11 protein-coding genes are annotated in these 13,807 nt (G+C 71.2%); 10 read left to right on the top strand and 1 reads right to left on the bottom strand.

The genetic code is table 11. From position 1 onward, the window contains the following. Positions 1 to 43 precede the first annotated feature (43 nt). The 3 genes from PP359_RS06515 (at position 44) to PP359_RS06525 (ending at position 4,111) form a co-directional block, all read left to right on the top strand. A complete protein-coding gene (locus tag PP359_RS06515; RefSeq protein ID WP_499250152.1) occupies positions 44 to 1,429 on the top strand; it encodes an HNH endonuclease in 1,386 nt (461 codons plus the stop codon). Positions 1,430 to 1,654: 225 nt separating this feature from the next. Beyond that, positions 1,655 to 3,172: a tyrosine-protein kinase domain-containing protein gene (locus PP359_RS06520; RefSeq protein ID WP_036289527.1), complete on the top strand. Its 1,518-nt coding sequence runs from the start codon at positions 1,655 to 1,657 to the stop codon at positions 3,170 to 3,172. A 3-nt stretch (positions 3,173 to 3,175) separates the two neighbouring features. Beyond that, positions 3,176 to 4,111, top strand: coding sequence for a hypothetical protein (locus tag PP359_RS06525; RefSeq protein ID WP_112932430.1), 936 nt, complete (start codon positions 3,176 to 3,178; stop codon positions 4,109 to 4,111). An 11-nt stretch (positions 4,112 to 4,122) separates the two neighbouring features. Here PP359_RS06525 and PP359_RS06530 read toward each other — a convergent pair whose 3' ends face one another. Next, on the bottom strand, positions 4,123 to 4,503 hold the full coding sequence (locus tag PP359_RS06530) for a response regulator transcription factor (protein WP_347418350.1): 381 nt from the start codon (positions 4,501 to 4,503) through the stop codon (positions 4,123 to 4,125). A 62-nt stretch (positions 4,504 to 4,565) separates the two neighbouring features. Here PP359_RS06530 and PP359_RS06535 point away from each other — a divergent pair, with 62 nt between their 5' ends. The 7 genes from PP359_RS06535 (at position 4,566) to PP359_RS06565 (ending at position 13,776) form a co-directional block, all read left to right on the top strand. After that, positions 4,566 to 6,236: a sensor histidine kinase gene (locus PP359_RS06535; protein WP_433720370.1), complete on the top strand. Its 1,671-nt coding sequence runs from the start codon at positions 4,566 to 4,568 to the stop codon at positions 6,234 to 6,236. 19 nt (positions 6,237 to 6,255) lie between these two features. After that, positions 6,256 to 7,911 carry a sensor histidine kinase gene (locus tag PP359_RS06540; protein WP_499250153.1) on the top strand — a complete coding sequence of 552 codons (1,656 nt, stop codon included), beginning with the start codon at positions 6,256 to 6,258 and terminating at the stop codon, positions 7,909 to 7,911. Next, positions 7,908 to 9,017, top strand: a complete 1,110-nt coding sequence (locus tag PP359_RS06545; RefSeq protein WP_112932427.1) for a diguanylate cyclase — start codon at positions 7,908 to 7,910, stop codon at positions 9,015 to 9,017. Before PP359_RS06540 ends, PP359_RS06545 begins: the two co-directional genes overlap by 4 nt. Before the next feature lie 23 nt (positions 9,018 to 9,040). Then, a complete protein-coding gene (locus tag PP359_RS06550; protein WP_499250154.1) occupies positions 9,041 to 10,831 on the top strand; it encodes a DUF4012 domain-containing protein in 1,791 nt (596 codons plus the stop codon). Between the two features lie 65 nt (positions 10,832 to 10,896). After that, positions 10,897 to 11,466, top strand: a complete 570-nt coding sequence (locus tag PP359_RS06555; protein ID WP_208656979.1) for a cell wall protein — start codon at positions 10,897 to 10,899, stop codon at positions 11,464 to 11,466. A gap of 38 nt (positions 11,467 to 11,504) precedes the next feature. Further along, complete coding sequence (locus tag PP359_RS06560; protein WP_499250155.1) at positions 11,505 to 12,536, top strand: glycoside hydrolase family 6 protein; 1,032 nt, start codon at positions 11,505 to 11,507, stop codon at positions 12,534 to 12,536. A gap of 109 nt (positions 12,537 to 12,645) precedes the next feature. After that, positions 12,646 to 13,776 carry a response regulator transcription factor gene (locus PP359_RS06565; protein WP_476151242.1) on the top strand — a complete coding sequence of 377 codons (1,131 nt, stop codon included), beginning with the start codon at positions 12,646 to 12,648 and terminating at the stop codon, positions 13,774 to 13,776. The last annotated feature ends 31 nt before the right edge of the window (positions 13,777 to 13,807 follow it).

Raw genomic sequence — 13,807 nt, forward strand, 5'->3', positions numbered from 1 at the left:
ACAACTCCGACGAGTGTCGTAGGTATGTTCTAATGTCGAAGTCATGGAGAACAGGCTCGATGGCATCGCCGAAGCGCTCGACGCGCTCGCGGCGGCGGGCGGTGCACAGGCGCCGGCCGCGCTGTCACCGAGCGCGCTCGTCGAGGTGAATCGCGCTTTCGGCGTGCTCATGCGCCAGGTCGACGCCGCGTTCGCGCCCGTCGCAGCCGAGATCTCCCGTCAGTCGCGGCCGCAGCTCGGGGGCGACTCCCTCGCCAAGAAGCAGGGCTTCCGCTCCCCCGTCGCGCTGATCCAAGCCACCACCGGCGCGAGCGTGGGCGAAGCGATCAGACTCGTGCAGGTGGGCGAGAGCACGGCGCCGCGCACCAGTATCAGCGGCGAGTCGCGACCCGCCGCGCACCCGCACGTGGCGGCGGCTGTGGCGGCGGGCGCTCTGTCGATGACGGCGGCGTCGGCGATCATCACTCTGCTCGACAAGCTGTCGCTCCGCGTCGATTCCGCGCGCAGGGATGCCGCCGAGCGTGACCTCTGCCAGCGGGCACCCGGACTGCGGGCCGACGAGCTGACCCGGCTGCTGGCGCACGCGGAGGCCGAACTCGACCCCGACGGGCTCGCCGCCGCGCACGAGGAGCATCGGTCGGCCCGCGCGCTGCGGATGCAGGAGCGAGACGGCATGCTCCACCTCACCGGGGTATTCGACGTGGCCACCGCCGCGCCGATCAAGACGGTGCTCGACGCGATGGTCACCCGCGTGCTGCAGAACAACGAGCACGCCCCGCGGCACGAGCACGGGCATGGGCACGGGGGCGGGGGCGGCGACGACCCCGAGGCAGGCGCTCTTCGCGACGAGCGCACGGTGCCGCAGATGAGAGCCGACGCCCTGCACGAACTGTGCGCGCACGCCCTCGGCTGCGAGCAGGTCCCCACGGTCGCGACGACCACCGTCGTCGTGCGGATGACGCTCGACCAGCTCGAGTCGGGGTGCGGCGTCGCGCGCATCGACGGGTTCGACGCATCGCTGCCCGCCGTGGAAGTGCGCCGGCTCGCCGCCGACCTGCAGGTCATTCCGTGCGTTCTCGGCGGCGACAGCGAGATTCTCGACTGGGGTCGCACGCGTCGCCTGTTCTCACCCGCACAGAAGCTCGCCCTCGCCGAACGCGACGGCGGCTGCGCGTTCTGCGGGGCTCCGCCGGCGTGGACTCACGGGCACCACATCGCCTGGTGGAACCGGGATGCCGGGCCCACCGACCTCGACAACGGCGTGCTGCTGTGCACCGGCTGCCACCATCGCATCCACAGCGACGGGTGGGAGCTCAGCGTTGACGGCGTCGGAGTGGCCGCGCGGGTGTGGTTCATCCCGCCGCCGTGGATCGACGCCGATCGCACGCCCCGCATCGGTGGGGGTGCCCGCTACGCGCTGAGCTGCTGAGCCGCTGAGCTGCTGAGCTGCTGAGCTGCTGAGCCGCTGAGCGATGTGGGGTGATGATGACCGATCCACACGGCGGCACCGACGGCGACGACGACCTGTGCAGGCTGCACACGCACGTGTTGCCGCCCGGACACCGGCCCGAAACATCCGCTATGGCAGACTGAGTCCGATCGTCCCGGCCTTGCAACCCCCCTCCTGGCTGGCAGCGCGTCTTCGAGAGGCACCATGGAGCTCAGCGACTACATCCGCATCCTCCGCAAGAACTGGCTCGTGATCGTTGTGCTGACCCTGCTGGGACTCGGCGCGGCAGCGGGCTACTCCCTCACGAGGACCCCGATCTACGAGTCCGCGAGCACGGTCTTCGTCTCCACGCAGTCGGGCAACACGGCCCAGGAGCTGCAGCAGGGATCGTCGTTCGCCCAGGCGCGCATCAACACCTACGTGGGACTCACCACGACGCCCGTCGTGCTGAACCCGGTGATCGCCGACCTCGGCCTCGCCCGCACCGCCGAAGATCTCGCGAAAGACGTCAAGGCGTCGGCCGCTCTCAACTCCACGCTCATCACCATCACGGTCTCCGACCCCGACGCCGTGCAGGCGGCCAAGATCGCCAACGCGATCGCGGCGAGCCTCGCCTCCGCGGTGCCGCAGCTCGAGCCCGAGAGCAACAGCGGGGCCAGCGCCATCCGCCTCAGCCGCGTCAGCGACGCGCAGCCCGCGCTGAAGCCGTCGAGTCCCAACGTGCCGCTGAACCTCGCCCTCGGTGTTCTCGTCGGCCTGGCCCTCGGCATCGGCGTCGCGGTGCTGCGCACCACCCTCGACAACCGGGTGCGCACGCCCCGCGAGGCCGAGCAGATCACCGGCTCGCCCGGCATCGGCGCGATCGCCTACGACACGAAGGCCAAGGAGCGCCCGCTCATCGTCCACGCCGATCCGCTCAGCCCCCGGGCCGAGTCGTTCCGGGCGCTGCGCACCAACCTGCAGTTCCTCGACATGGGCGGCCGATCCAGCTTCGTCATCACCAGCTCGATCCCCAGCGAGGGCAAGTCGACCACCACGATCAACCTCGCCATCGCCCTCGCCGACGCCGGCAAGCGCGTCGCCCTGCTCGACACCGACCTTCGCAAGCCCAAGGTCGCCGAGTACCTCGGCATGGAAGGCGGGGCCGGTCTCACCGACGTGCTCATCGGTCGCGCGAAGGTCGGGGAGGTCATGCTCCCCTGGGGCGGGCGCAGCCTCTACGTGCTCCCCGCCGGCAAGATCCCGCCGAACCCCAGCGAGCTGCTCGGCTCCCGCCAGATGAACACGCTGCTCGAGATGCTCGAGAAGGACTTCGACGTCGTGCTCTGCGACGCACCGCCCCTGCTGCCCGTCACCGACGCCGCCATCCTCGCGCGCGTCACCAGCGGCGCGCTGCTGATCATCTCGGCCGGCCGCACAACCAAGCACCAGCTCCAGGGGGCCACCGAAGCCCTCAACACCGTCGGCGCCAAGCTCGCCGGCTTCGTGATGTCGATGGTCCCCACCCGCGGGCCCGACTCCTACTACTCCGCCTACGGGTACGGATACGGATACGGGTACGGCTACCGCGAGACCCCGGCCAAGACCTCCAAGGCCGAGCGCAAGGGGGCCAAGCGCCGCGGACGCACCACGCCGCTGGCCAGCGTGCCCGCCGCCCCCACGCTCGACGAGCTCGGGTTCGACTCCCGCCGCGACGCGCGTGAGGCCGACAGGGAGAGCTGAGTCGTGCCCCGCCCGCGCAGCTTCGCCAAGAGCCGCGGCGGCGCGACGCTCATCGCGATCGGACTGATCGCGCTCACCGTCGCGGCCGTCGGGCTCAGCGTCGCCGCGCTCCGGCAGGGCCGCGGCCCCGGCGACGTCGACGCCACCGTCGGACCGGCGCCCACCTTCACCTACGCCGTCCGCACCCCGACAGCGACGGCGACACCCACGGCATCCGCTTCCCCCACCCCTGCCGGCGCGCCCGGTGCGGCCGAGCGGTTCCTGTCCGTCGGCGCCGACGCGATGTGGCGCGCCACCGCGGGAGCGTGCGGCGGCGCGGCCCCCGTCGTCGAACGCTCCGGCGATAACGGCGCCACGTGGCAGAGCGTCACCCCCACGGCGAAGGGCGCCGTCCAGGTGCTCAGCCTCACCTCGTTCGGTGGGCGCAACGCCACCGCCGTCGCCGCGCTCGGCGCGAACTGCACCCTGAATACGCTGCGCACCTACACCGACGGCCGGTTCTGGGAGCCCTATCCCGACATCTTCGCCGTCGACACCTACGTACTTCCCGGCGAGCGCGCCGTCATCGTCGACGGCACACGCATCGCCGCCCCCTGCGCGACACCCTGGGGCCTGCGCTCGGCCGGCAGCACCACCGCGATCGTCTGCGACGACGCCGCCTACCGCCTGGACGGGCAGAACTGGACGCGTCTCGCTCAGACCGCACGTGCCGTCGCCGTCAGCGCAGACACCGTCTACATCGCGCAGACGGATGCCGCGTGCAGCGGCATCCGCATCACCGCCCACTCGAGCGACGCGACCGGAGCGAGCGATCTCGGATGCACGACGCTCGACGCCGCCGATGCCGCCGGGCCACTCGCACTGGACGCGAGCAGCAGCGCATCGGGCACCGTGCTCACCCTCTGGGCGGGCTCACGCCTCATCGACATCGCCGGCTGAGCCGGCCGCAGTCACGAGGCGAGCAGCTCGGCGACGCGGCGACGCAGCTCGCGCGGCGCGAAGGGCTTCACGACGTAGTCGTCGGCACCCGCTCCGCGCGCCGCATCGATGTCGGACGGCGCCGATTTGGCCGTGAGCATGATGATGCGGGTGGCATCGAACGACGAATCCTGCCGCAGCGTGCGACAGACCTCGATGCCCGTCATCCCCGGCATCATCCAGTCGAGAACGATGAGATCGGGGTGCGCTGCCGATGCCGCGGCGATTCCGTGCTCGCCGTCGGTGGCGACGGTGACCTCATGACCGGCGATGCTCAAGACCGTGCGCACCAGTTCAGCGACGTCGGCGTCGTCATCGACAACGAGCACGTTCGCCATGGGTGCGTCCTCCACCGACTCAGCCCCTCGATAACTAGCCTGTCTAGATTTCCCCCGAATGCCATTAGCGTACTCGTATGACAGCCTCCGGGGTGGATCGCCCCGTCGATCGCCCCACAGCTGCGTGGCGCACCCTGGGCTTCTGGCTGGGCGGAGCAGTGCTCATCTTCGTGCTGTCGATCGTGGCGGTCGGCTTCGCCGTTCCCGGCGTGCCGGTAGCCCTGTGGTGGCCCGCGGCCGGCGTCTCGGCCGTGCTCGTCCTGCGCGCGCCGCCGCATCGCCGCGCGGTGTCGGTGTGCGTCGTGCTCGTCGCGACGACCGCCGGCAACTTCGTGGCGGGGCGACCCGCCGAGCTCAGCGGTCTGTACGGACTGGCGAACGCGATCGAAGCGGCGATGCTGGGCTGGCTGCTGCTGCGCGGGGGCCGAGACGCACGCCTGCGCACAACCACCGACGCGGTGCAGTTCGTCGCCCTGTCCGCGGTCTCCGCCGTGGTCTTCGCCCTGCTCATCGCGCTCATCAACATCACCCTCGTCGAGGGCGAACCCCTCGCTTCGGCGATCATCACCTGCGCGTCCCACCTGTCGGCCGTACTGCTGATCGTTCCTCTCGCGCTCTTCGAGGGGCAGCCACAGCCGCCTTCTCGTCCGGGCGAGTCGGCGGCGCAGATCCTCGTGATGCTCATCGTCATCGCGGCGGGCATCGGGCCGCTCAGCCCGCTGCCGCTCGCATTCCTCGTCTTCGTGCCGTTGGCGTGGGCATCCCTGCGTTTTCCGCCGTTGTTCGCCCAGATCCAGGCCCTCGTCGTCGCACTGACGACGATGCTGTTCAGCCGGCTGAGCATGGGCGTGTTCGACCCGGCCCGCATCGACCCCACCGAGCGCGCCATCACGGTCGCGGCCTTCGTCGCCGCGCTCGCGATCTTCACGGTTCTGACGACCACCGAACGCAACGAGTCGCTGCGCAACGCCCGCACGGCGGTCGACTCCGCGGAGCAGAGCGCCGAAGCCGCGCGTGCCACCGCCGCCACCGTCCAGGTGCGCTACGACCTCGAACGGCAGCGGCAGGACTTCCTCTCCACGACCAGCCATGAGCTGCGCACGCCCATCACGATCATCGCCGGTTACAGCGAACTGCTCTCCGACGCCGAACTGCCTGCCGAGGCCGGTGCGTGGGTCGACGCGATCCATCGCAACACCGGACGGTTGGCCGGCATGCTCGACGACCTCCTCGCCTTCAGCCGCACCCAGGCCGAACGACCGCGACCGCTCGAGATCGCGGCATCCGACCTGGTGCACGAGGTCGTCGCGCACCACACCGGCAGTGCCACTGCGCGCTCCATCGAGGTCGACATCGACACCGCCGAGGAGATGGCGGTCTTCGCCGACCGCGACGACGCCGCGCGCGCACTGGGCAACCTGCTGTCCAACGCCGTCAAGTTCACACCGGCCGGCGGCGCCGTCCGTGTCGAGATCTCGGGTGTCGCCGCCGACGTGATGTTCACCGTCAGCGACACCGGTCCGGGCATCGGGCCCGACGCCCTCGCCCAGGTCTTCGACCCGTTCTACCGCGGCGAGCAGGCCGAGGTCCGTGCGACCCCGGGGACGGGTCTGGGCCTGCCCATCGCCCGGATGCTCGCACGACGAAACGGCGGGGAGGTCATGATCGTGTCGCTGCCCGGACACGGTACGAAGGCGACCCTGCTGCTTCCCCGCAGCGGCACAGCTGCCGCCGACGCGGATCAATAGACTGCCGAATGAGGAACCGATGACCACCCCCCGCGTCGAGAGTCGATGGGCCGACAGCCAGCTGATCGGCACCGTCGTGAGGTCCGTGTGGCAGTGGCAGCTCATCGTCGGCTTCAGCACCGTCGCGGTCGCACTGGGCGTGACGCTGCTCAATCCGCGGCTCTTCGGCGACATCTCGCTGCTGACGGGGCTCGCCCTGATCTGCGCGATCACGTCGTGGGCGATGGTGATGCCGTGGGCCCGCCATCGCGAGCTCGTCCTCGCACTGCCCTTCGCCGATGCCGTCGCGATCGGGCTGCTCGCCATCTCGGACCACACGCTCGGATATCTCTGGGTCGTCCCGATGGCGTGGGTGGCCACCTACTACTCGATGGCTGCCGTGGTCGCCGCGCTCGGGCTCATCTTCGCGCTGCAGATCGTGCGCTGGTGGATTCCCGGGGCACCGCTCACGTCGCCCCTGGAGATCATGATCGTCCTGCTGGGACTCGGCTTCCTCGGCATCGCCATGAACCAGGGCGCCCGTCGCACCCGAGCGTTCCGCCTGCTCATCCAGCGCCAGTCCCGCCAGCTCGACCGTGCCGTCGCGCGGATGAGCGTGCACGAAGACCGCGCCAACGGACTGTTCGACACCGTGAGCACCGCACTGGCCCGCGTGGACGACCGTGGGAACATCGACCTGGCCAACGCCGCCTACCGGCATCTCTACGCCTACGACAACGACGACTACCGGCATCCGCCGCGCGCCGTCGAGTACGACGCCTACCGCGGCACCGCCCTTCCCCGCGACGCGAGCTCCATCGCCCGCGCCGCCCGCGGCGAGCGGGTCGAGAACGAGCTGATCTGGCTGTACGACGCCAGCGGAGAGTGGCGCGCATTGTCGATGTCGATCCGCGGACGTACGGTGCGCACCGAGACCGACGACGACACGGAGGTCTCCATCATCCAGCTCGACGACGTCACCGACACCGAGCGCGAACGCCGAGAGCAGCGGGCGACAACCAGCGCCGTCTCCCACGAGCTGCGAAACCCGCTCACGGTCATCCTCGGTCACGCCGACCTCATGCTCGACGCCGAAGACCTCACGCCGGCCCAGCGCGAGCACGCGACGGTCATCGAGGGGGCCGCCGAACGGATGCTGGCCCTCACGAAATCGCTGCTCGACTCCCACCGCGCCCCGGAGATGAGCGACCAATTCGACCTGTCGGTCATCGCCGCGGCCACGGCCGACGCATTCGCCCCGGCCGCGGCCGCCTCCGACATCGACCTGCAGACGAACATCGACCGCCCCCTGCCGATCACCGGGGACGGCTTCCGACTGCGCCAGGTCGTCGACAACCTCATCAGCAACGCGATCAAGTACACCCCGCGCGGCGGTAGCGTCGAGGTCATGACCACCGCAGAGGGCGACGACGCGGTGCTGCGGGTGTCCGACACCGGCATCGGGATCGCGGCCGACGATCTGGAGCGGGTCTTCGTCCCCTACTTCCGCGCGCGCAGCGCCACCGCGAGCGGCATCGCGGGCACCGGACTGGGAATGTCGATCGCCCGCCAGATCATCGAGGAGAACGCGGGCACGATCGCTCTGGAGAGCACGCTCGGCACCGGCACGACCGCGACCGTCCGCCTGCCGTTGCGGGGCTCTCACCGTCCGAGCACGACGGAGGTCAGCGCATGAGCATCTCGACCGTCATGGTCGCCTTGACGACGCTGTGCACCGCGATCATGATCGGGCTGGGGTTCTTGCAGCGGCCGTCGCGGGAGGCCGCGATCTGGTCCAGCGGATTCATCGCCGCCATGGCCGCGAGCTACCTGCAGACCAGCGCCAATCTGCTCGACAATGCCTGGCTCGACGCCCTCAGCGACGGACTCATGCTCCTCGCTCTGGGCCTCGTGTGGGTAGGCCTGCGCGCGCGCCGCGGGCGCCGACCGATCCTGCTGTCGGCGGTGATCGGTGTGACGCTCGTGGTCATCGTGACCGTCGCGCTCACCTCGGGCACCGCCGCCGAAGACGCGGTCGGCAACGTCGAGCTCGTCGTGTTCGCGGCGATCTCCGCAGCCACGGCGATCGAACTCGTCGGTGTGCGCACGGCAGCACGCGGCGTGATCGTCCCGCTCGCCCTGTCGTCGGGTCTGGTGGCGGTGTTCTCCCTGGTGTGGCTCTGCACCGACCTCGTGGGCGACCGCCTGCGCCTGGTCGACAACCTCCCTCCGACGGAGGACTTCACCCCGGTGGTCATGGCCATCACGCTCGTGACCGCCTTGACCACGCTGCTGCTGCTCGCCCGGGCCGAGAACCCGACCTCGGTGACGGCGACGGTCGCCGGCTTCCGAGTCATCGCACGTGACCGACTCGCCCGCGCGGAGCGATTCGACGACGCGTGGTGGTCGCTGCTGGACGTTCGCCTCGACGACCCGATCGCGCTGCGCGAAGCCTCCAGCGCGCTGGCGTACAGCCGTGTCCTCGAGCGCTTCGCGTCGGACGTCGCCGCCGTCTTTCCCGCCGAGGCCGATCTCGATCGGCTCGAACCCTCGCGCATGCTCGTTCTGCTGCCGCGCCATGAGGCCGCCGTCCGCCCCCTCCTGCGCGCATTGCTGGAGCGTGTGGCGACCGTCTCGACCGACCAATCGATCGCCGTCCGCCTGTCGGCCAGCATCGGCTGGGCGAGCGTGTCGCGGATCGGCTACGACCTCGACGACCTCATCACGGCGGCCGCCGCCGCCGCCGACGAGGCGCAGCTGGCCGGCGGCGACCGCTGGGAACGCGCGAGCGTGATCGCCTGAGCGCCTCCCCGTAGGATCGTGGCGTGAGCGCACTCCCCCGCCCGGCGCGCACCGCGGGCCGCATCTTCGCGTGGACCGTCGCAGGTCTGCTGCTGCTGGCGGTCGCGATCGCCGTGTGGGTGGGTGTACGCGGGGCACTCGCCTACCAGCACCTGCAGCGGATACAGACCGGAGCAGCGCAGAGCACCGCGGCGCTGGCCGCCGACCCGTCATCCGCCGCGCCGACGCTGGCCCGGCTGGCCGCCGACGCGTCCGAGGCGCACCAGCTCACCTCCGACCCCGTCTGGGCGCTCGCCAGCCACACGCCGTGGATCGGCCCGCAGCTGGCGGCGTTCGGCACCGTCGCCGCGGCATCCGACGAACTCCTTCGGGAGAGCCTGCTGCCCCTCGCCACAGCCGCTCAGAACGTGTCGATCGACGGCCTGCGCCCCGTCGGCGGACGCCTCGACACGAGTGTCCTCGCGGGTCTCGTGACACCCGCCCAGGATGCCGCGACGCGCGCAGCCGACGCCGCCGTCGCCGTGCAGGACATCGACCGCACCCCGCTGATCGGCGTCGTCGGCACGGCCGTCGACCGTGCCGACGATCTCTTCTCGAGCGTGTCGACCGCCGTGGACACCCTGTCGCGCACGTCGCGGCTGCTGCCCGACATGCTCGGTCGGAACGGACCGCGGACCTACCTGGTGCTCGTCCAGAACAACGCCGAGTGGCGCTCGCTGGGCGGCATCGCCGGCGCCGCGGTGGTGCTGCGTGCCGATGACGGACGCCTGTCACTGATCGGCGCGCTCTCGTCAGGCGATCTGCCGCGCGGCTTCACGAACCCGGTCGTCGCCCTGCCCGACGAGGTCACGAAGATCTACGACACCAAGCCGGCGCGATACTTCCAGAACCTCACGCAGATCCCCGACTTCACGGTCGACGCTCCGATCGCGCGGGAGATGTACCGGCTGAAGACAGGCACCGACGTCGACGGCGTGCTCGCCATAGACCCGGTCGTGCTGTCGTACCTGCTGCAGACCACCGGTCCGGTCGCCCTCCCGAGCGGCGACGCCCTCAGCGCCGACAACGCGATCCCGCTGCTGCTCAACGAGGTGTACCTGCGGTACGCCAAGCCCGCCGATCAGGACGCGTTCTTCGCCGGTGCGGCCGGCGCGGTCTTCCAGGCCCTCGCCGACGGGCGGGGCTCGGCATCCGGCCTCATCTCCGCCCTCACCCGGGCCGGCGAAGAGCATCGCCTGCTCGCGTGGAGCGCGCACGCCGACGAGCAGGCGATCATCGACGGCACCGTCGTGGCCGGTCAGCTTCCGGTCACCGACGCGCACACGGCTCGGTTCGGCGTGTTTCTCAACGACGGCACCGGATCGAAGATGAGCTACTACATCGACCCCGACGTCTCTCTCGCCTGGGCGTCGTGCCGGCCGGGCGGGCAGAGCGCGCCCCGCCAGCTCACCCTGCAGCTCACCCTGACCAGCCGCGCGCCCGCCGACGCCGCGACGACGCTGCCGGAGTACATCACCGGCGGCGGCGTCTACGGCACGGCGCCGGGCGCCGCCGAGGTCGTCGGCAACATCTACCTGCCGCAAGGCTTCGAGCTCGTCTCGGCGACGGCCACGAACGGCGCCGGCTTCGCGGGCGGCGTGCACGAGGGACGCCGGGTGCTCACCTTCGGCATCGACCTCACCCCGGGAGCATCCACGGGCGTGACGGTCACCGTCCGGGCGAACACCGCCGCCGGCGATGCCCAGGCCGTCGTCACGCCGACGGCGGATGCCGCGCGCGCTCCCGTCGTCGTGGCGACCTGCGGTGCGGGGTAGACTCCCTGCATCGCACGCTCGGCCGGTTCGTCCCCGGTCTGGTGCACACCGCAGGGAGAAGCTCCATGACCCGCTCGCGCCGCCGTACCGCCGACCGTCTGGCGCGCGCCGCGGGGGCGGCCCTGGTGGGAGTCGTTCTCGCGCTCGCCCCGAACGCGGCCCACGCCTCCACGATCTACCCGCCGGTCGACTCGTGCACGACCTCTCCGGCCAGCATCACCGCCGGCGGCACCCTGTCGTTCTCCTGCGCAGAGCGCACGTTCGGCGCCGATGAGCCGGTCACCATCACCGTCACCGGGCACGACGGCGCGAACACGTCGTTCGCCATGGTGCACCTCGGCATCAGCACGGGCAGCACCACACGCACCTCCGACGCGAACGGCGCCCTCGGCGAGGTCCGCATCGTCCTGCCCGCGACCGCGAGCGGCGTCTACAACATCGCTGCGATCTCGCGCAGCTCGGCCGGCGGTACGGCCAGCGCGTCGATCACCGGCGCCGACGGCCTTCCGCGCACGGGTGGCGACAGCGGTCAGCTCGTCGGCGTCTGGGTGGGCGGCGGAGCGCTCGTCCTCGCCGGCGCGGTCGTGCTCGTCGCCCTCGCCGTTCGCCGTCGTCGCGACCGCAACGACCTCTGAACGGCCGCCCGCGCTCCCCGCACCGGTACAGTTCAGACGTGTCCTCCTCCCCCCGCAGGCGCATCCTGTCCCCTCGGCGCGTGCCAAGACGCGGAATCGTCATCGCCGTCATCGTCCTCGCCGCCGTGATCGTGGTGGGCGCGATCGCCGCGGTGGGGATCGCCGTCACCCAGGGGGTGCATGCCATGCTCGCCCAGCCGCCCGCCGTCGGAACGACCGTCATCGCGCCGCAGCAGTCGAAGGCACGGATCGCGCTCGAGAACCTGCCGATGGATGCCGATGCCACCGCCGGCACGACCTACCTCGCCGCGCAGCCCACCGCCTACTGGCTGACCCCTGAGCAGGATCCCATCGGAACCGTCGGCGGAACGGTTCTGGACCTCATCGCCCAGGCCCGCGATCAGAATCGCGCCACGGCGATGGTCGTCTACGGCCTGCCCGATCGCGATTGCGGCAATCACTCCGCCGGCGGCCTGTCGCCCGCCGACTACCCCCGCTGGGTCGCGGAGATCGGAAAGGCGCTGAAGACGGCGCCCGACCAGCAGAAGATCATCATCCTCGAGCCCGACAGCATCGCCCTGACCAGCGAGTGCGGGGATGTCGCGACGCGTGCCGGCTTCCTCTCGGGCGCGGTCGACGCCCTCTCGTCGACGGCGACGTGGATCTACATCGACGGTGGACACAGCGCCTGGCACAGCCCCGACGAGATGGCCCAGCTCATTCGCCAGATGGGCATCATCGACCGGGTGCGCGGTGTGGCCACCAACGTCTCCAACTACCAGTCGACGTACGACGAGTTCGCCTACGCGCACGCCCTGTCGGACCGCCTGGGGGGCACCCACGCCATCATCGACACCTCCCGCAACGGCGTCGCGACCGCCGGTGCGACCTGGTGCAACCCGTCCGGGCAGCGCGTCGGCGATGCCACCGGGACCTTCGGCGACGACGTCGTGGACACCAACATCTGGATCAAGCCTCCGGGCGAGAGCGACGGCGTCTGCAACGGCGGTCCGGCGGCCGGGTTGTGGTGGCCCGCCGCGGCCGCGGAACTCACCAGCGGCGTGCGCTGACGCCGCCTCGATCCCGCCGCGGCGGCGCGTGGCTAGACTGTGGCTCAGCACCGTGCTCCACACCCCCCTACTGGAGAGTCCCGGGACCATGACCGATCCTTCGTTACCGATGAAAACCGCCGTGATCATCGAGGATGATCCCGACATCCGTCACCTCATCGTCGAGGTGCTCGAAGCCGCGGGCTTCTCGACGGTGTCGGTCGGCAACGGCATCGACGGCGTGCGGGCGGTGCTCTCCTACCAGCCTCTCGTCACCACTCTCGACGTGAACATGCCCGGCATCGACGGATTCGAGGCAGCGCGGCGCATCCGCGCGCAGAGCGACACGTTCATCATCATGATCACCGGCCTCGAGGAAGAGGCCGACGTCGTCGTCGGGCTCGGCTCCGGCGCCGACGACTACATCGTGAAGCCGTTCCGCCCGCGCGAGCTGCGCGCTCGCATCGACTCGCTCCTGCGCCGCCCGCGCGCCACGGCCGGCGGCGCGCCGCAGGTGGCCGCGCCGCGCCAGGAGGTCGGCGGCCCGTCCTTCCCCGGAGCACGTCCGGGCGCGCCGCGCGTGCCCGACTACGGGATGCCGCAGGCTCCCGCCGCCGGGTACGGGTATCCGCCGCAGGCCCCCGGCTGGCCGACACCGGTCGAGGCCCAGCCCGCCGGCTGGCCGCCCGCCGCGCCGGCCGACCCGCCCTACAGCTTCGACGGCGCGCAGCCCTCCGCAGCGCCTGCGCAGCCGCAGGAGCAGACGGCCCCGGCATCCGCCGCACCCGTTCCGTCCGCGGCGGCACCCGCCGCACCGGCGCCGCCGGCGCAGCCGATCGTCGTGCCCTCGAGCGTCGGGCCCCAGTCGCCCGGCAGCGCCCTCGCCACGGCGGGGGCCGCCGGTGAGGTGGTCGCCTACACCGGGCCCGGCTGGGTCGCGCACCGCGATCTCACCGTGAACCCGGAGCAGCGCGTTGCCGCGATCGCCGGTCAGGAGCTAGTGCTCACTCGCACCGAGTTCGATCTGCTGGCGACCCTCATGGAGTCCAAGCGGCGGGTGCGCAGCAAGGCCGATCTGACCCTGGTGTTGCGCGGGGAGTCGTACGTGACGAGCTACTTCGTGGGCGAGGCCGACAAGCGCGCGATCGAGGCACACATGACCAACCTCCGCCGAAAGCTCGGCGACAACCCCGCCAACCCGCGCTACATCGAGACCGTGCGCGGCGTGGGCTACCGGCTGACGGCAGAGCACGCCGCCTGAGCGTCGCCGACGAGCGTCGCCGAGGGGCACC

Source organism: Sphingomonas sp. BLCC-B65 (genome assembly GCF_028550675.1).
Classification (GTDB): Bacteria; Actinomycetota; Actinomycetes; order Actinomycetales; family Microbacteriaceae; genus Microbacterium.

Bases quoted from the DNA above. Each gene is read 5' to 3' on its own strand.
- PP359_RS06540 (WP_499250153.1), top strand. From the start codon at position 6,256: ATGACCACCCCCCGCGTCGAGAGTCGATGGGCCGACAGCCAGCTGATC.
- PP359_RS06520 (WP_036289527.1), top strand. From the start codon at position 1,655: ATGGAGCTCAGCGACTACATCCGCATCCTCCGCAAGAACTGGCTCGTG.
- PP359_RS06535 (WP_433720370.1), top strand. From the start codon at position 4,566: ATGACAGCCTCCGGGGTGGATCGCCCCGTCGATCGCCCCACAGCTGCG.
- PP359_RS06545 (WP_112932427.1), top strand. From the start codon at position 7,908: ATGAGCATCTCGACCGTCATGGTCGCCTTGACGACGCTGTGCACCGCG.
- PP359_RS06515 (WP_499250152.1), top strand. From the start codon at position 44: ATGGAGAACAGGCTCGATGGCATCGCCGAAGCGCTCGACGCGCTCGCG.
- PP359_RS06555 (WP_208656979.1), top strand. From the start codon at position 10,897: ATGACCCGCTCGCGCCGCCGTACCGCCGACCGTCTGGCGCGCGCCGCG.
- PP359_RS06565 (WP_476151242.1), top strand. From the start codon at position 12,646: ATGAAAACCGCCGTGATCATCGAGGATGATCCCGACATCCGTCACCTC.